This is a genomic window from Sinomicrobium halophytocola, assembly GCF_052983395.1.
On sequence record NZ_JBRKIT010000011.1, the window covers coordinates 585,113 to 604,368 of the forward strand.

A 19,256-nucleotide genomic window follows, 5' to 3' on the forward strand; every position below is an offset into this window, starting at 1 on the left:
TTGTTATAAGACCTTTATTCTATGTCTCCGTGGTTCTTTGTATAATTACCCATAATAAAATATTGTTAAACAGATAATTACACAGGATATACAGAATTACACAAAAGCTACATAGAAATCAAAAATACAATTTGATAAAAATATAAACAGACTAAAATTCCATGCCTATACTTAAACCGGATTCACTAAACACTACAATATTAATTAATATTCAGGATTCTGCGTAATACTTCCTGTATTATCGATCCCGGCCCGGGAGACAGGTCTTAAAAGATGTTTTGAGCTAAGGGCATTATTTAAGACAGCATGCGGATTATGTTATAAAGTACTTCCTATCAGTTTTCCTGTTCTTTTAAGTCCATCCATCGGTTCATTTCTCCTGTCAGTTCCCGTGCCCTTTCCTCCAGGATAAAATCAAGAGGACGTTTGTTAGCAAGAATGAAATGGTTCATGTCGGTGATCTCATCGAATTTATTCCGGAGGCTATGAATCTTCAGATGTTCTCTTTTGAATGGATGACAAGCTTGTTAAACAACGAATTCCTATTGCGTTAAAAGTATGGAAATTTAAGGCAGGTTGTTGCGTTTTCCAGGCATCAATTAAAAAAGTGAAGAGGGATGGCCCCCTCTTCACAATCACTTTAAATTATCAACTATCTCCGGGGAATTTTCCTCCGGTTTTTTTAACTGCGTCGTATGTGACACTTTTGCATAATCTTTTACTCTCCGGGAGATTTAGTATCCGGGATTCTGAGGTGTCAGGTTCGGATTATTTATAGTCTCCTGTTCCGGTAACGGAAACAGCAAATGCTTCTCCTGCAGCGCCTGGTCTGAACTGAGGTTTACATGACCTACAAAATCATCGAACCCACCCGTAGCACTGTTAAGCACTTTTCTGAGACGTACCATATCAAACCAGGTGATCTGTTCATAACAAAGCTCGTGCCACCGCTCTTTCCAGATGGCCTCACGGAATGATGCCGTATTGAAGGCTCCGAGAGTCGGGGTAGTCAATTCTGCCCTATCCCGTATTCTGGTCAAAGCCTCAACGGCTGCCTGACCAGGGCCATTGGCCTCATTATCGGCTTCGGCAAATATCAGCAGGACCTCTGCAAAACGAATAATAGGCACATTCAGGTTGTCATTTGCCGTACCCGGAACACCGGAAGTACCGTTTGCCGTAACGTTAAAATGCTTAAATATATAAGGGGCACCCAACTCAAACAGTTCCCCGCTGCCATTCCGGTAATAACTGCTATAGAACCAGCCTTCGCGATCTACAGTCCTGAGATCTCCGTCCTCAAAAGAATTATAAAACCCGATCTCGGGAACCGTACTTCCGGTTCCGGAAGGCCCTCTATAGGTCACAGGCTGAAAATTCGGAAACATGTTGCCCATAGGTGGGTCATCGACTATTTCACTATGATATTGCAAACTAAAGATATGTTCTACCATATTTCCCAGGCTTTCATCGTGCACTTCACCATAGGTATCAAAAAGATCTATAGGTCCGGCATTGTCGATCACCTCTTTGGCCTTGCTGGCCGCATCGGCATAACGAGCCGTTTCATTAAGGGGGTGCCCCGCCATAGTGAGATAAACCTTGGCCAATAACGATTTTACTGCTGATTGCGACACCCTTCCACTATCGTCTGTCCACGACAACCCTGCATTTTCCGCCTCCAGAAGATCGGCAACGATCTGATCATAAACCTCTTTCTGTGGTGTGCGTACCGGGAAGAAATCTTCGGAAGTTGCACTTTGGGGAAGTGTTATCAAAGGAACATCGCCCCACAGCCTTACGGCATAAAAGTAGGCCCAGGCACGGAGAAATCTTGCTTCACCCAATATTTTAGACTTTTCTCCCTCATCCATATCAATACCCGGGACATTCTCAAGGACAAGGTTGGCATTGGCTATAACCCTGTAAATTCCACGCCACCACTGTCTTATGTGAAGGGTGTTCGCATCGTAAGATAACGAGTACAGATTGTTCAAATCGGAATTCTGTGCGGTCTGTGTTGTGGAAGTCCCTGTCGGAGCCTCAAGCAACTGCCAATTGGAAGAAAATATACCTGCCCCGTCACCTATAAACCTGGCATCGGTGTATGTGGCCGCAATGGCCGCTTCGGCATGTTTGGCCGTGGTATAGAAGGTATCCGGCGTTAAATCTGAGGGGGCGGTCTCATCCAGAAAATCAGAGCAGCCCACTGTAGCTAACAACAGCAGTGAACCGAGATAAAATTTACCTATATGTTTTATTATGTAATTTTTCATCTGTTTGTTTTTTATTTGTTTTTTATCGGTCAGATGGAACCTTTGATGTTTAAAACAATCATTAAACACACTGGAGAATGATTATTTTTAAACATGTCGGTTTCATGATGTTTTAATTTAGATATAATTAATTACAGGCCGACTTGCAGACCAATGACGAAAGTTGTCGATTTCGGATACTCATGCCATTTCATTCCCTGCGAAAAGACATTGTTGCCTTCATTCCCACGAATAGGTATTATCTCAGGATCTCCTATAAGCTCGTCGTCAACCAGCAAAAAGAAATTCTGTACCGAGGTATACAATCTCAATTTCTTCAGGTGCAAACGCTCGAGCAGGTTTTGTTCGAAAGTGTATCCAAGCATAATATTCCTACCACGAACAAAGGAACCATCTTTTACCCAATGCGAATCAACATTGGTCACATAGCCTGCCCGGGTATCACGGACCTGAGCGATCATCGTGTTTTGATTTTCGGGGGTCCATGCATTCAAAACCGTGGTATAGCTATTGGCCAGTCCCTGCCGGTCTTCACTGGAGTGCAGGTTCATATCCATTACATCGTTACCCCATGAATACTGAAGTTCGAGTGTGAAATCTATGTTCTTATAGGTAACGTAATTGGTCAGGGTTCCCCACGCCGTTGGGTAGCCATTACCGATAATGGACCTATCTTCATCATTGATAATATAATCACCGTTGAAATCCTTGTATTTTACATCCCCCGGCAAAATGGTAAGACCGTTTCTATAGCTTACGAACTTGGCAGCTTCTTCTGCCTCATCCGTGCCCCAGGTGCCCAGGCGCGTAAGGCCCCAAAAGGCACCTACCGGTTCACCTACCCTGATAATACTGGTTTCGTTGGTAATACCGGGACCACCTACACCGAAGATATCGGAAGGTGTAGCCAGAGAAAGCACCTTGTTCCTGTTCATGGAAATATTGAAGTTAGTATTCCATGTCACATCGGGTGTAGCGATGTTTCTTGTATTCAGCGTAAGTTCAAGCCCTTTGTTTTCCATAGATCCCACATTTCGTCGTATCGTTGCATACCCGCTTGATTGTGGCACGGGTGCGTCCAATAGCATATCGGTGGTTTTCCTGTAATAAATATCGGCCTCAAGGCTTATCCTGTTCTCAAACAGCCCTAATTCCAGTCCAAGATCGTACTGTGCTGTTTTTTCCCATTTCAGATCCGGGTTGGCCAAACGGTTAACACCGGTTCCTCCTACACGATTATCGCTCCATATGGTTGCGTAATTTGAACTTAAAAGGGACAATGAGGAATATGGCGGTATTTCGGAGTTTCCTGTCACCCCATAACTCGTTCTCAATTTAAGATTGGAAATCCAGCTACTGTCGGCCAGAAAATCTTCGTCGGAAATCCTCCAGGCAAAGGCCGCTGAAGGAAAAAACGAAAACTTGTTGTTCTCTCCAAATTTGGAAGAACCGTCGGCCCTACCGGTCACTGTAAACAAATACTTACCCATTAAGTTATAATTAACGCGGCCGAAATAGGAGTTAAGGGCTTCTTTGTCGGCAAAAGAAGCCACGGCAATGTTGTTGGAACCTGCACCCAGGTTATTATATTTAAAAAAGTCAGTAGGGAAATTCCTTGCATCCGCATTGACATAAAACGTATTGGATTGTTGCCAGGACACTCCCAGTAAAGCGGTCAATGAATGGTTCTCGTTGATCTCCTTATTATAGGTCAGGTAGTTTTCGATAGACCAGAATGTCTGTTTTTCGTTGCTGGATTGCGCCCTCGCTTCTGCATTATTATCCAGCACACTGCTACGGAATTCGTTATTCTCCTGAGTTAACACGTTAGATCCGATGACCGTTCTCATTTCCAATTCCCTGGTGAAATTGATATTTGAATACACACTACCCGAAAAAGTCTGTGTATTTAATATATACTCGTTATTCTCAAGCCAGTTCACCGAATTTCGGGTACCTTCCGCAAAAGGGTAGTCCCTATTGTTGGCATACAGGCCTTCCAATGGTCCTCCTGTGTGCCTGACGCCGGGATAAAAGGGAAAATCCTCGACCATTCTACGTGGTACCTGGTCGTTGGTATCGGCCAGATTTTCGCTTTGATTGTTATAACTCAACGATCCCCCGATCTTTAACCACGACCTGAATTGATCGTCAATGGAAAATCTACCTGAATAGCGCTTAAGATAAGTGTTCTTCAGAAGACCCTGATCGTCCCTGATACCAAGAGAAATAGCATAGGTGGTCCTTTCGTTGCCACCTGAAAATCCCAATTGGTGATTTTGTGAGAGTTTGTGTTGCACCACTTTCTTAGACCAGTCGGTATCATAAAGGGGGTTCCCGTCGCTGTCGAACAGATATGCCACATTAGGATCAGCTCTTTTGAGTCTGGGTTCGTACTGGGCATATTCACCGGCCGCCCATCCCTCGGGATCGAATTTCTGGCTATTTTCCCAGGCAAGCTGTTCGATCATCGTATACTGTTCCGCATTGAGCACCTTGGCCCTGTTCGGACCAAATTGATTTACACTATACTCCACATTATACGTAAGACGGCCTTGCCCTGCCCGACCTCTTTTGGTAGTTACCAAAATAACACCGTTTGCACCCCGGGCACCATAAATGGCTGTGGAGGAGGCATCTTTAAGTACTTCGATAGATACGATGTCGTTCGGATTTAAATAATCGATCGCCGAACTGAACTGATCCTGATTGCCCTGGGGCAACTGCACTCCATCCACAACGTATAAAGGGTTGTTCGAAGAGTTGATGGAACTAAAACCCCGTACCCGGATATTCGATTTACCTCCCGGACGGCCCGAGTTGGAATTTACCTGCACCCCGGCGACCTTACCTGATAAAGCCTGGTTAAGCGACGTTGCAGGACGTTCTTGGAGCTGTTCCGCATCTACCTGGCCAACAGCCCCGGTCAGATCGGATTTTTTCTGGCTGCCATAGCCGATCAATACAACCTCTTCTAACTGACTGGCATCCTCTTCCATATTTACATCTACGGTAGACTGCCCGTTAACAGCTATTTCCAGGGTCTTATAACCTATATAGCTAAAAACCAGGGTCGCATTATTGTCCACATTATTCAATGTGTAGTTGCCGTCAAAATCGGTCTGGGTCCCGTTAGAAGTTCCCTTTACCACAATGTTCGCGCCTGGTAAAGGTCCTCTCGCATCAGATACGGTCCCGGAGACCGTTTCCTGCGCCTGTGCTATCATCCCTACACATAAGAAGGCTGATAAAAGCACAAGCTTTTTCATTAAGATAGTTTTCATAAATAATAGTTTAGATAGTGTTAGTTTTAAAATTTGAATGGTTAAAATGAGTGGTGTTATTATTAAGAAGCTGTTTAAACTTTTCCCATCCCGATAATTATCGGGAGGCTGCAAAAAGGCCTTTTGCCTCACAGGTTGTCTTTTCCCGCAATGTGGCGCTGATATGTTGCTTAAAAAAGTTAACCGGCGCAAGGAATTTTTACTTCAAACAAAAAAACTTAAACTGTTCAGTTTCTAAAACATCCCGGCATATACTTCTAAAAACACACAAAAAAAGAATTGTATTTACAGTAAGAATTTTTAACTGATCCTTCAATTCATCCGGGGTAACCGTTAACGTGTTTGTATAGCATATGGGCTGAAACGTTTTAGCGATAGAGTAAAAACGTAGGTCTATACTCCCTCGTGGTTCTAGGCTTTAACACAAAAAGCAATTAACATTTCTTTAACATAATGCTATTTTACGAAAAAAAATCTATCTCGCAAAAAAAGACAGGCTTATTTGTTTTTTTTTGAAAATTTAAACACTAAAATCACGGTTTTCTCACGAGAATATCCTACGACATAAATATATCCGGAGTTCGCAGAATTTTACCTTCCGGCATTGGATTCCTTCTAAAGGATTATATTGAAGAATGAAATTCTGTCTGATTAAAGGAAAAGGTCCTGTACAATTTTCGTTGGATAAGCCACTTCCTGAAGGCCGGCCACCTTATAAAAATGATTAAATACCAAATGGAATTATTAAAGAAATAAAAAACCAGGATATAAACATGATTTCGATACAGTTACCTGTAGCAATCACTCAAGCGCCTTTGTACTGTGTAAATATTTTATAAAAGGGCCCATAAGAAACGCTGAATACTCATATAATCCTAACGAGTGACTGCCCGATGGTAGTTACTTCCTTACAGGATTGGCACGGTCCGGTGTTAGCTCCGGCAAATAGGTACTCCAGGTAACAAGTTTCGTTTTTAATTCCCTGATAATCCCGGGGTATTCTCCTGCCCTGTTTTTTGTTTCGTAGCGATCGTTGTCCATACCATACAACTCCCCGTCATTACGGCATGCGGATGCCTCCTTCGTAAAGGGAAAGTTTGGTGCCCCACAGCCCCGCTTCCTCGGAAACTCGGCAAGGGACCATTATCGCTGGTAAAAATAATAATGGTATTGTCAACAATCCTCTTCAGACCAAAAGTATCGGACGGCTGCCGGGTTTATGCGTGTATGGTAGATAATGAAATAAAAAGCAACCATATATTGGATTGCTTTTTATTGTACTTTACTTAGGAAAATTTGATCAATCCGGGTTTTCCTCCATCTTTTTTAATACTATCGTGGAATTATGCCCTCCAAAACCGAAGGCATTGTTCACTGCTACTTTTACTTCTTTTTCCAAAGCCGTATTGGTAACAATCTGGAACTCTTCGGGGATGGTCTCATCCAGTTCTTCTACATTAATGGTTGGTGGAATTATATTATGGTTGATGGATTGGATACACAAAATAGCTTCTATGGCCCCGGCAGCTCCCAATAAATGCCCGGTCATGGATTTTGTTCCGCTAATGTGCAGATTTCTGGAAAAACCAAAGACCTTTTGAACGGCATTGAGTTCGGCTATATCTCCTAAACCGGTTGATGTGGCATGAACATTAAGGTAATCAACATCTTCCGGGGACAGGTTTGCTTCCTCCAAAGCCAACTGCATGGATTTTGCAGCTCCAATTCCTTCCGGATGCGGCGATGTCATATGATAAGCGTCCGCAGTCATTGCAGTTCCGACTACTTCTGCATAAATTTTAGCACCGCGCTTTCTGGCATGCTCATATTCTTCCAAAACCAGGGCTCCGGCACCTTCTCCCATTAAAAATCCATCACGGTCTTTATCAAAAGGCCTGCTTGCCCTTTCCGGATCATCATTTCGTTTGGACATCGCTTTTAAAGCTGAAAACCCTCCTATGGACGCCGGAGAAATTCCCGCTTCCGAACCTCCGGTAATAAATACTTTTGCTTTCCCCAGTTTAATGTAGTTGTATGCATCCATAATAGCGGTATTGGAAGTGGCGCAGGCCGAAACCGGTGTATAACAGATGCCCATTAATCCCAATTTCATAGAGATCATTCCGGAAGCCATATTGACCAATAACTTGGGAATGAAAAACGGGTTAAAACGTGGATTATAATCTCCTTCTACATAGTTTCTTACTTCATCCTCGAAAGTAACCATGCCGCCTTGTCCGCTTCCCCAGATAACCCCTACGTCGAAAGGATCCATTTTATCCATATGCAAACCGGCATCTTCCCAGGACTGCATTGCCGCATAAAGTGCATATTGCGTAAACAGATCACTTCTTTTGATCTCATTCCGATCCAGATATTTTTGCGGTACAAAGTCCTTGACCTCACATGCAATTTGCGTTCTGAACCGCGATGCATCAAAACGGGTGATTTTCGTAGCACTGCTTTTACCCGCTACACTATTTTCCCAAAATTCCTTAACCGTATTTCCCAAAGGGGTGACGGCTCCTAACCCTGTAACAACAACTCTAGTCATGTTTACCAATATTTCTTAATGCTTCGCTAATTTTTTGATGGACAAAGGTAGTCGCTCCAACCGGAACTTCATACCGATCTTTCCGAAAAGCTTCAAATAAACTCCGGGCCACTTCTCCGGGAGCGATCCCGTATTTTTCTCCTCCTATATCTTTGGAAAAATCCGTATTTACTATCGGTGGCATTACCTCAAAAACTTTGATATTGCTTTTGTTATCTTTTAATTTCTGACGTAAAGCATCCGTATAAAAGTGTAAAGCCGCTTTGCTTGCTGCATATGTTGGGAGTATTGCCATTGGCCTGAACGCAGCAATGGAAGTTACATTGACGATAGCAGCGCTTTCCTGTTGCTGAAGTACGGGTAATAATTGATCTGTTATATGAATAACAGAAAGATAATTGGTTTCTATTTCCGATTTTGCGTTCGGGTACGATACTCCTTCCGAAACATCGTAAACAAATGCACTGCCCGCATTATTTATCAATATGTTCAGGCCCGGATGTGCATTACCAATCCTGTATCCGTCCATCAGAAACTAAAGTAGCCGTAAAGAGTAAAAGAAGAACGTAGTATTTTTTCATAAGACTTTGATTATGTTATAATAACACAAATAACTACAGACTACCCGAAATTGTTAAGTAACAAAAAATAACGATTTTATACAAATGCGAGTCAGGTATAAAAAACGGGACTTCCAGTAGCAGAAGAATAGCAGAAAAAACAACACATTGAAATATGAATACCGAATCTAATAAATAAGAAAATAAGCCGGTTTAATTTCAACAAAAAGGGATTTCCCGGAGAAATCTCATTAAGTCGGGGTAATTAGGTTTAAATCCTGCCGAGGTCATATTTAAGAATTCAAATTCTTTACAAAACCACGTAATTCCTATTGAATTTCTTGGTTTTCAATTTTTGGGCGTCCATTTAATTTGATGTGATTTCATTGAAAATGTCAGTTAATCCGTCAGTTCATTTTCAAAGTGTCAATTCAACTGACACTTTCATTAAAAAAGCCGTAACGTATTGGTATAGTTAATTTTGACTTTCGTCTGTAATGTTTAACCATTAAAACGACGATAGCTATGCGTTCTACAAACACCTTTTCCTCAACTTTTGGGGCAGACCTCAAAAAAGCCACCAACGATGAAGTATTAATTTATGTTTGTGTTACCGTTAACGGCAAGCGCACCAATATGAGTACCAAACGAAAGATAGCCGTTTCCCTTTGGGATACCAAAAAGAAAAAAGCCAAGAGCACTTTCACAGAAGCCCGACAAGTTAATCTGTATTTAGAGCGGGTTAAAACCCAATTATTTCAATATTACCAAGACCTCAAATTTAAATGAGAACTGATTACCTCACAAATTATCAAGGCGCACTATATCAGCGAAACCGAATCCCACAAAACCCTTCAAAACCTCATCGATTACGACAGGCGCAAAATTGAAACCACACTAAGCCGCGGAACCATTCGCAATTTTGGCGTAACCGAAGGGTATATCAAACGTTTCTTACACAATGTCCGTAAAACCTCTGATGTTTACCTGAAACAACTGAACTACAAATTCATTTGCGATTTTGAAGACTACCTGCATACCTACTGGCCCAACAGCCATCCCATAGCAATGGGTCATAATACGGTAATGAAACATTTACAGCGGTTCCGGAAAATAGTAACGCTTGCCTTTCATATAGAATGGCTCGACAAAGACCCGTTTATCAGATGGAAACCCACTTGGGAAAAACGGGAACGGGAATTCTTATCAGAAAACGAACTATCCAATTTAGAAACCTACTATTTCCCTATAGACCGGCTGGACAGGGTTCGGGACTTGTTTGTGTTCAGTTGCTACACTGGTATAAGTTATGCTGACTTAATCAAATTGACCCCCGGAGCACATCCACAAAGGTAATGACGGCAACTATTGGATAATCACTGAACGCCAAAAAACAAAAACCTCGGTAAAAATTCCGCTACAGGATAAGGCACAAGAATTATATCGAGAAATATGTCGACCACCCTATTACGCAGGTTACCGAAACCTTATTTCCGGTAATTACCAATGAAAAATTAAACCTTTATTTAAAAGAAGTAGCTGATGCCTGCGGGATTAAAAAGAATCTTACGTTTCATATGGCACGGCATACGTTTGCCTCAACAGTAACCTTAAGTAATGGAGTTCCTATTGAAACAGTTTCAAAACTACTTGGCCATACCAAAATGGCTACGACTCAAATTTATGCAAGGGTCATTGAACGGAAAGTGAGTGAGGATATGGAAATACTTAGAAATAAAATGAACAACAGACACTTAACATTAAGAACAATGGTTAATCAATATTAGACTTATAATCTACGAGATTATTGTTTTTGAGATGGAAAAAAATAAAGTTCAAGTTGCAAAAAATATTGAAGGCCAAGAATAATCATTCGTCAAAATTTTCACTATCTAATCTACAAATAAATCTGAGAAATGTATTATAGTTCAGGAAAATTGATTGGCGATTAGGTTTGTGGCGGAATATTATATTTTGGTATTTTTTAATAAATTGTCAATCGATTTTAGTTTTTTTCGAATTATTTTAGCCACTTTGGAGAAAGTGTTCCGTTATTTATGTTACAAATAATTCAAATAATCGCCCTTATTCAGGGCTTGTTTCTTTTAAGTGTTCTGCTCGTTAAACAAGAAAGTTACAAGCGGGTAAATTTCTTACTGCTTCTAGGGTCAATTATTGCATTGCTTTTAAACATTGTTGGAGATGATGAATTTAATCTGCTTTTTTCTAATGCTAATTGGTATTTTTTCCAATCTCCATTAATCATTACACTGTTCTTTTTACTTATAAAGTATCACAATTCTAAACAAGATAAATTTCAACTTAGAGATCTTCTTTATTTTATTCCGTATTTGTTTTTTATTACTCTTCAAATCGTAGAAGACGTTAACGGCTTAGTTAGCAACATATGGTTAATAATAGGAGAAGTTCTGACAGGCGTAACGCTATTGGTTTATTTAGGTTATACCATCTATGATATTATTAAAAACAAAAAGGAAAGATGGATGCTGTTTTTTATAGTGCCTTATGCTTTATTGAACTTAATAGACGAAATTTCATTTATTACAACAAAAAGGCATGATTATTTCTCCTTCACAGAAACCTATGGTTTTATTGGATTATCAGCAATACTTCTCTACATGATTTTATTTAAGCTTGTTGTATCACCAAAATCCATACTACCAAAGGCTGATACAAAGGCTTATAAAACTTCAAGTCTTAGTAAATCCAAAGCAGAGGTATACAAAAGGGAGTTTTTAAGACTCATGGATAAAGAGAAGCTTTTTACCAATAGTAATATAACGGTTAACCAAGTAGCTCAAAAGATGGGTATTCCAAGACAGTACTTATCTGAAGTCTTGAATGTGTACTTAAAATCCAATTTTCAGGACTATATGAACAAGTACAGGGCTGAAGAATTTGTAGAATGTCTCAAGGATGACAAGTTCAAGAATTATTCTATTATGGGCATTGCCAACGAAGTTGGTTTCAAATCCAAGTCCTCTTTCAACACTACCTTTAAAAAAATATACGGGGTTACCCCTAGTGAGTTTAAAAAGGCTTACCTTCAGTAGTTTAGAAATGACCTTTTCTCCTTATTCTTCATAGAAGACTTACGTTCCAAATCCGCTTTCAGAAAGCCTCATAGAAATTTAAGAAACCTCCATTTTCTGATGGATATCAGATTATTTCCTTAAATACAATTAACAAATATCGATATAATGGCAGTATTTATGAGGGCTATTTGAAATCGATGGCCTCAAATAACACTGTCCAATCTTCAACATTTTTAATGCACTGCCCTGGCTTTTATACCAAAACTTCAACCTACTAATCCTTATCACTCCAAAAACAAAAAATAACACCAAATTCCAGAGTTGGCTGCTTTTCAAGTGCGAGAAGCGCATTTAGAACCTTTGAAAACTACACAATCAATATAATTTAATGATCTAATATTCAGAATATTAAAATCACTATTGCAACAAATAGGTACTGAAAGCGGATTTAAAACCTACTTCATTCTGATCTTAATGAAGGCAAGTCTAATTTTACCCCGGTTGAATGAAACAATTAAGAATTTCTAGTAATTTATGACAAAATCGGATGGTGAATGAAGACAAGTTATATACTCAAAATATTAATTAGGAGTCTAAGCGTTCACCTCTAAAAACTTGAATAAAAAACCCACATTCAGTTTAGATCAAGAGGCGCAGTTCTCCATTCTGTTTGATAAGCACTATCAAAGGTTATACAACTATGCGTATAAACTATTAAATGACATCTCTACTTCTGAGGAACTTGTTCAAGAAACATTTATAAAGCTTTGGGAACATTACCATAAAATAGATAAATCACATCGTGCTATCGAATCGTTTTTAATTGTAACACTCAAAAATAAGATAATTGATCATTTTCGAAAAGATCAAACTAGAGAAAAGCATAATAATTTATATAGTTTATATTCAGATATGCTCTCAGAAATTAATACACAATGGGATTTGTTACAACAAATTGATATTATCTATGAGAATCTTGAACAAAAAACAAGAGATATTTTTCAACTATCCAGAAATGAAGGATTGACTTATAAAGAGATTTCCATAAAAAAAAATATTTCCATAAAGACCGTAGAGCTTCATATTTCGACGGCCCTAATAGCTTTCCGAAAAGGTTTAAAGGATTATTTATAAAGAAAATCCAATTTAAAATAGGGTGTCACTACTTGGTATACGTCATATAAGTAGTAAAAGCAGTAAACCCCTTAATGATGGATAAATCTCATATTTCAAAAGCAGCGCTTTGGGCATACATTTCCAAAACTGCTGATCCAGACACTATTCGGAAAGTAGAATTATGGAAGGACTCTTCAGAATACGACAAAGAGTTGTTTTCCCAAATCACCGCAATCTATCTAAATACCAAGGAATATCCTGTATCTGTTGAAGATGCGAAAAATCGCTTTCTACGTTACCCAAGAAATACTAAACAAAAAACAGTATCCAAAGTTTATAAGCTATTAAAATATGCTGCAATGATCGCTATAATTGTTACAGCCGCATATACCTACCAACAGTTTTCAGAGAGCACTAGTCAATTAATTTCAGAGGAAACTTCTTTTGGAGAAAACAAACAGCTTAAACTCCCCGATGGCTCAGTAGTCTGGTTAAACGCTTCCACTCTGCTCTCCTATGAGGGCAACACACCTCGCACCATAAGTTTAGAAGGAGAAGCATTTTTTGAAGTGGCCAAAGATACAGCACATCCATTCACTGTAACCACTTCCGATGGCTTGAAAATAGAAGCCCTGGGAACAAGCTTCAATGTCAAATCATATTCAAATACCTCCATTGTAGAAACAAAATTACTTACAGGCAAAGTTGCAATTACTTCTGATAAATATTTGAAAGAAAGGGTTTTACTGGCCCCTGATGAAAAGGTGATTTTTGATAGAAATAGTAAACAGTTTTTTAAGCAGGATATGGTTAAAAGAGAAGGGAGAATCGCCTGGAGAGAAGGAAAAATTGAATTTGAAAATCAGTCATTTAGGGAAATTGCCAATGACCTATATGTACAATATCAAGTAAAGCTGGTATTTAAAAATGATGAAGTAGCAAATTCAAAATTCACTGGTGTATTTGATAAAAATACACCAATAAGGGAAATTTTAGAAATCCTTAAAACCTCCAAAGATTTCGATTATCATCTAATTACAGAGACTGATGAGTGGGTGATAAAATAAAAAAAGTGGGAAAATTCCAGTTTTCCCACTATAAAATGTTAAAGAATTCTAATCGCAAAAATCAGTATCCATTAACACATCAAATTTATGAAATCAAAACATTTCACAGGCATATTATGGCCAAAAAGTTTATCCAAACCATCTTTTTTAATGAAACTATCTTTCTTTTTTTTTGTTTTCAGTAGCTTTCATCTCTTTGCTATCAATAGTTTTTCCCAAAATAAAGTAACCTTAAATATCCAGAAGGGCTCACTGGAGTCCATCATGTCAAATATTGAAGGACAGACACCATACAGCTTTGTATTCAATAATGATGAGTTAAACATTAAAGATAAGTTTGATATTAACGTAATAGACGAAAACATTGATAGAACATTGAAATTACTTTTTCACTCTACTCATATTACGTATACCATTAAGAATAAATATATAGTTCTTTCCAAGGCTAAAAATCAGAATGCAAAATATACAATTAGTGGTGTAGTCAAGGATGTTGCCAACGGTGAAACACTCTTGGGGGCAACTGTCCTTTTAAAAGGCACTTCCATTGGAAGCACGACCAACGAATATGGTTTTTATTCTATCACAGCACCCGAAGGTAATTATACCTTAACCATTTCCTATTTAGGATTTACAACTTTTGAAAGGGCTATAAACCTTAGCTCTGATCAAAGGCTAGACATTGAGCTCAAAGAGGACGCCGCTCAATTAGATGAAGTAGTCATCACAGCTGAAGAATCAAAGAAAGTTGACCTTAGCACTCCACAAATGAGTGTGGCAAAACTTTCAACTAAGGATATCAAACAGATACCTGTTGTTTTGGGTGAGGTAGATTTGATCAAGTCCATTCAATTACTGCCAGGTGTTGCCAACGCCGGCGAAGGTGCATCGGGCTTCAATGTACGCGGTGGTGCAGAAGACCAAAACCTAATTCTTTTGGATGAAGCAATTATTTACAACGCCTCCCATTTGTTTGGTTTCTTCTCAGTATTTAATGCTGATGCCATTAAGGATGTTAAACTTTATAAAGGAGGCATTCCTGCACGTTTTGGAGGGCGGGCTTCTTCAGTACTGGATATACATCAAAAAGACGGAAATAGTAAAGAATTTGAACTCACTGGCGGTATTGGTGCTATTTCCAGCCGTTTGGCGGCGGAAGGGCCACTATTTAAAGACAAAGGTTCGTTTCTAGTGGCTGGTAGAGCTGCTTATGCCAATATATTCTTAGCCTTGGCCGGAGAAGATAGTAGAGCCGGATTTTACGATTTGAATCTGAAAACAAATTATGAAATTGATGGGAAGAACAAACTATATCTATCTGGTTATTTAGGCAATGATAACTTTAACCTGGCAGGATTATTCACTAATTCATACGGAAACCTCTCAGGAAACTTGCGATGGAATCATATTTTTAATAACAAGTTATTCTCCAATGTATCCTTAATATACAGTCGATATAATTACAACCTGGAAATTCCTGTTGACGGAATTGATTGGACCTCGGATATCAGCAATTATAATATGCGCTATGACTTGGGGTATTATGCAAGCAATAAATTAAAATTTGATTTTGGAGTAAATGGTATTTATTACAACTTTAATCCAGGCAGACTCAACCCTTTAGATGCAGATTCGGGTGTTAATCCAGAGAAATTAGATGACAAATTTGCTTTAGAAGCTGGAATATATGCAAGTTTGGAACATAAAATTTCTGATAAGCTCACCGCTCAATATGGCTTGCGTTTTAGTTACTTTAATCGACTAGGAAAGCAAACCTTAAACAATTACGCCAATAATTCACCAGTAGTCTACAACGAAGAATTAGGCATTTATGAGCGTGCCGACCCTATTTCCAATACCAATTACGGTAAGGGAAAAAGCATAGCTACATTCAATAATTTGGAACCCCGGTTTGCACTTTCATATCAGCTTAACGAGAAGTCTTCTTTTAAAGCAAGTTATAACCGAATGGCCCAATACCTGCATTTAATTTCCAACACCACATCAGCTACACCATTAGATGTTTGGGCACCTAGCGGAAAGTTTATTGAGCCACAAATTGCAGACCAATATGCTGTAGGCTACTTCAGAAATTTCAGGGAAAATATGTTTTCTATTGAAGCCGAAGCCTACTACAAAACAATCGACAATAGGGTAGATTATATCAATGGCGCAGAACTTATAGCACAAAACACCATTGAAACCGAAATTTTAACTGGTGAAGCCCGTGCATATGGATTAGAATTTTTATTGCGAAAAAACAAAGGCGATTTTACAGGTTGGCTGGCATATACGTGGTCAAAATCGCAACAGCGCACACCCGGCGGAGCAGCAGGCGGATTAGGTATTAACGACGGGAAATGGTATAACTCTAACTGGGACAGAACCCACGACTTTTCGTTTACCGGAAGTTACAAACTCAACGAAAAATGGCGATTTGGGGCTAATATGGTATTCCAAACAGGACGACCTGTTACCTATCCTAACGGACAGTTTATATACAACGGATTATCCGTAGCGACATATTCCGAAAGGAATGCAGATCGATTGCCAGCCTATCACAGACTAGACCTTTCTGCAACCTTAACACCTCGAAAAAACAAAAACAGAAAATGGCAAGGCGAATGGGTATTTGGCATATACAACGCTTATAACCGAAGTAATGCAGCCTCTATTTCTTTTGGTCAAAATCAAAAGACAGGCGTAACTGAAGCCACTCGTACTTCCATATTTGGTATTGTTCCTTCAGTAACATACAACTTTAAATTTTAAAACAATGAAAAATATAAATATATATAACAAATTAGGGGTACTCCTTATAATAATTGGATTATTAAACTCGTGTACCGATGTCATAGATGTTAATGTCCCAAACGGTGGCGCACGATTAGTGGTTGATGCGTCTATTAACTGGCAAAAAGGTACTTCGGGAGAAAGACAAACCATTCATCTAAGAGAATCAACCGCTTTTTTTGATAACAATCCAGATGTCCCTGTTACGGGTGCTTCAGTAACAGTAACCAAAGAAAACGACGGATCGATATTTGTGTTTGCCGACCAGAATAATGGTAGTTACACTGCAACCGATTTTGTTCCGGAATTAAACGCATCGTACACTTTGGAAATCTTTTACAACGGCAACTCCTACACAGCAACCGAAACCTTAATTGCAGCACCTGTTATTAATCGAGTTGAGCAAGGCATTGAAGGTTCTGGTGATGACACAGAAATTCAGCTTCAAGCATTTTTTGATGACCCCGGAGATGTTGAAAATTATTATTTAGGCGAATTTATTCCGTCCAATTTACCACTGCCGTCTCTTGCAGTTATTAGCGATGAATTTACAGATGGCAACGAAAATTTTATTGAGAACGATAATGAAAACTATGTTGCTGGAGCAACTGTAGGTATTAATGTGTATGGTATTTCACAACGATATTATGACTATATAAACATATTGGTTCAACAATCCGGAAGTGATGAAAACGGGCCTTTTCCAACTACACCGGTACAGTTAAAGGGAAACTGTACCAATGTCAACGATCCCAACGAAGAAGTATTGGGATATTTTAGGCTAGGTGAATTTGATACTACATCATATACGATTGAATAGCAATAGCATACGAGGGTAGAGTTGCCGTAAAACCAATGAGGTGGATATCGATGAGTTGATAGTACTTGTTGAAAATGCTCTCTACCCAGATCTAAATACTTCAGCTTGAAACTTATGAGTAACATCACAATTGTACAAAGAAGTATGTACGGTTTTAAAGCTCTAGTTGCGTTTTTATTTTTGAGTTCGTCACTAACGTATGGGCAGGTGGAGCCTCTGACTTCATCCCAAAAGACCCATAAGATTGCAGGAGATGTTTTGCTTGGTGCAATGCCAGCTTTGGCTTTGAGTTCTACATTCATTTGGAAAGATGGTCAAAAAGGAACCTATCAATTTTCCAAAGCCTTAACTGGCACTATTGCATTAACGTATGGTCTAAAACTAGCTATAAATAAAGAGCGGCCGAATAGAGAAAACAACAATAGTTTTCCATCTGGCCATACTTCTGTTGCATTTGCCAGTGCTGCATTTGTGCAAAAGAGATACGGTTGGGAATATGGTATTCCTGCCTACCTCTTGGCAGGATATGTTGGGTATACAAGAATCGAAGCAAACAAGCACGATGGTGTGGATGTGCTAGCAGGTGCTGCGATAGGTATTGGAATGAGTTATTTGTTCACCAAACGGTATGATGAGAAAAAGAAGTTGGGAATTTCTTCAGGCTTTATTGAAAACACCCCTACAATAGGTTTAACCTACAAATTTTAATGCCCATTGAGAAAAATCACTTGAAAAATGAATAAACAAATGACAAAAAAAGATAAAATAATAGTGACGGGAGCTACTGGTCATTATGGGTATTCAGTTATTGAATCACTGATCGAAAATGGGGTGAATGAAAGGTTGATTTATGCCATGGTAAGGGATTATACAAAAGTAGAGAAATTAAAGTCTTTGAATGTAAATATTGTATTCGGCGATTATAATAATTACGATTCAATGTTAAAGGCATTTTCTGGTATTGACAAACTACTTTTTGTTTCGAGTGACGAACTGGAAAACCGCAGTGAGCAGCATATTCAAGTTGTGAATGTGGCTGTAGAATCTGGAATTAAGTATATCCTTTACACAAGCCAGGAGCATAAAGAAGTTAATTTTTCCCTTATCGAGTTTATATTAAGTTCACATCTAGCAACAGAAAATGCCATTAAAGGAAGTGGTATGAATTATACCATATTGCGAAATGGGCTATATATGGACATATTGCCTTCATTTTTGGGAGAGAACATTTTTAAATATGGTATTTACCTGCCAGCCGGTAATGGGAGAATAGGATTTGCACTACGGAGCGAAATGGCGGAAACGGCAGCCAAGGTTTTAATCTCAACGAGGCATAAAAATAAGACCTATAGTGTATCCGGAGATAGTTATTCGTTTTCAGAAATCGCAGAGCATATTTCTCAAATCACAGGTAAAAACATCACCTATTTAAGCCCTAGCCTAGATACTTTTCTCAAGACTGTGATTGATCAAGGAATGTCTAAAAGATGCGCTAAAATGATTGGTGGGTTCTCCGCAGCTACAAGACAGGGGGAATTGGAAAGTAACGGTTCACAAATGGAAAAACTATTGGGTCGAAAGCCCTTAAGCATGAAACAATATCTGGAGGAAATTTTTATTTGGAATTTTTTGAGCAGCGTTGGGTAAAGAACACCCCCAAGCAAGAACACGCCTCACTTTCTAAGGTTATGGTTATACAAATTAAACCTCACAGCAAAAATAATTCTCAA

The 19,256-nt window shown here is 39.1% G+C and carries 15 protein-coding genes; 10 read left to right on the forward strand and 5 right to left on the reverse strand.

Annotated elements, in window-relative coordinates; all coding sequences use genetic code 11:
* Positions 1–335: 335 nt before the first annotated feature.
* The 5 genes from ACVBDY_RS04435 to ACVBDY_RS04455 form a co-directional block, all read right to left on the reverse strand.
* A complete protein-coding gene (locus ACVBDY_RS04435) occupies positions 336–452 on the reverse strand; it encodes a RagB/SusD family nutrient uptake outer membrane protein (protein ID WP_447174258.1) in 117 nt (38 codons plus the stop codon).
* Between the two features lie 282 nt (positions 453–734).
* On the reverse strand, positions 735–2,276 hold the full coding sequence (locus ACVBDY_RS04440; RefSeq protein ID WP_447174259.1) for a RagB/SusD family nutrient uptake outer membrane protein: 1,542 nt from the start codon (positions 2,274–2,276) through the stop codon (positions 735–737).
* Positions 2,277–2,407: 131 nt separating this feature from the next.
* The gene (locus ACVBDY_RS04445) at positions 2,408–5,560 is read right to left on the reverse strand and encodes a SusC/RagA family TonB-linked outer membrane protein (RefSeq protein WP_447174260.1); all 3,153 of its coding nucleotides are present in this window, start codon (positions 5,558–5,560) and stop codon (positions 2,408–2,410) included.
* Positions 5,561–6,860: 1,300 nt separating this feature from the next.
* On the reverse strand, positions 6,861–8,114 hold the full coding sequence (fabF, locus tag ACVBDY_RS04450) for a beta-ketoacyl-ACP synthase II (RefSeq protein ID WP_447174261.1): 1,254 nt from the start codon (positions 8,112–8,114) through the stop codon (positions 6,861–6,863).
* On the reverse strand, positions 8,107–8,643 hold the full coding sequence (locus ACVBDY_RS04455; protein ID WP_447174262.1) for an SDR family NAD(P)-dependent oxidoreductase: 537 nt from the start codon (positions 8,641–8,643) through the stop codon (positions 8,107–8,109). The genes fabF and ACVBDY_RS04455 overlap by 8 nt, the downstream gene beginning before the upstream one ends.
* Before the next feature lie 556 nt (positions 8,644–9,199).
* Between ACVBDY_RS04455 and ACVBDY_RS04460 the strand changes: the two genes are divergently transcribed.
* From ACVBDY_RS04460 to ACVBDY_RS04505, 10 genes are all read left to right on the forward strand, one after another.
* Entirely contained in the window at positions 9,200–9,463 is a 264-nt protein-coding gene (locus tag ACVBDY_RS04460) for an Arm DNA-binding domain-containing protein (RefSeq protein WP_447174263.1), read from the forward strand.
* A 123-nt stretch (positions 9,464–9,586) separates the two neighbouring features.
* Positions 9,587–10,030, forward strand: a complete 444-nt coding sequence (locus tag ACVBDY_RS04465; RefSeq protein ID WP_447174381.1) for a phage integrase SAM-like domain-containing protein — start codon at positions 9,587–9,589, stop codon at positions 10,028–10,030.
* 197 nt (positions 10,031–10,227) lie between these two features.
* Positions 10,228–10,461 carry a tyrosine-type recombinase/integrase gene (locus tag ACVBDY_RS04470; protein ID WP_447174382.1) on the forward strand — a complete coding sequence of 78 codons (234 nt, stop codon included), beginning with the start codon at positions 10,228–10,230 and terminating at the stop codon, positions 10,459–10,461.
* Positions 10,462–10,731: 270 nt separating this feature from the next.
* Positions 10,732–11,748, forward strand: a complete 1,017-nt coding sequence (locus tag ACVBDY_RS04475; protein WP_447174264.1) for a helix-turn-helix domain-containing protein — start codon at positions 10,732–10,734, stop codon at positions 11,746–11,748.
* 597 nt (positions 11,749–12,345) lie between these two features.
* On the forward strand, positions 12,346–12,864 hold the full coding sequence (locus tag ACVBDY_RS04480; protein WP_447174265.1) for a sigma-70 family RNA polymerase sigma factor: 519 nt from the start codon (positions 12,346–12,348) through the stop codon (positions 12,862–12,864).
* Positions 12,865–12,938: 74 nt separating this feature from the next.
* Positions 12,939–13,913 carry a FecR family protein gene (locus ACVBDY_RS04485; protein WP_447174266.1) on the forward strand — a complete coding sequence of 325 codons (975 nt, stop codon included), beginning with the start codon at positions 12,939–12,941 and terminating at the stop codon, positions 13,911–13,913.
* Between the two features lie 87 nt (positions 13,914–14,000).
* Positions 14,001–16,685: a TonB-dependent receptor domain-containing protein gene (locus ACVBDY_RS04490; protein WP_447174267.1), complete on the forward strand. Its 2,685-nt coding sequence runs from the start codon at positions 14,001–14,003 to the stop codon at positions 16,683–16,685.
* Positions 16,686–16,689: 4 nt separating this feature from the next.
* Positions 16,690–17,526, forward strand: a complete 837-nt coding sequence (locus tag ACVBDY_RS04495; RefSeq protein ID WP_447174268.1) for a DUF4249 domain-containing protein — start codon at positions 16,690–16,692, stop codon at positions 17,524–17,526.
* 114 nt (positions 17,527–17,640) lie between these two features.
* Positions 17,641–18,234: a phosphatase PAP2 family protein gene (locus ACVBDY_RS04500; RefSeq protein ID WP_447174269.1), complete on the forward strand. Its 594-nt coding sequence runs from the start codon at positions 17,641–17,643 to the stop codon at positions 18,232–18,234.
* A gap of 27 nt (positions 18,235–18,261) precedes the next feature.
* Entirely contained in the window at positions 18,262–19,173 is a 912-nt protein-coding gene (locus tag ACVBDY_RS04505; RefSeq protein ID WP_447174270.1) for an SDR family oxidoreductase, read from the forward strand.
* Positions 19,174–19,256 lie beyond the last annotated feature (83 nt).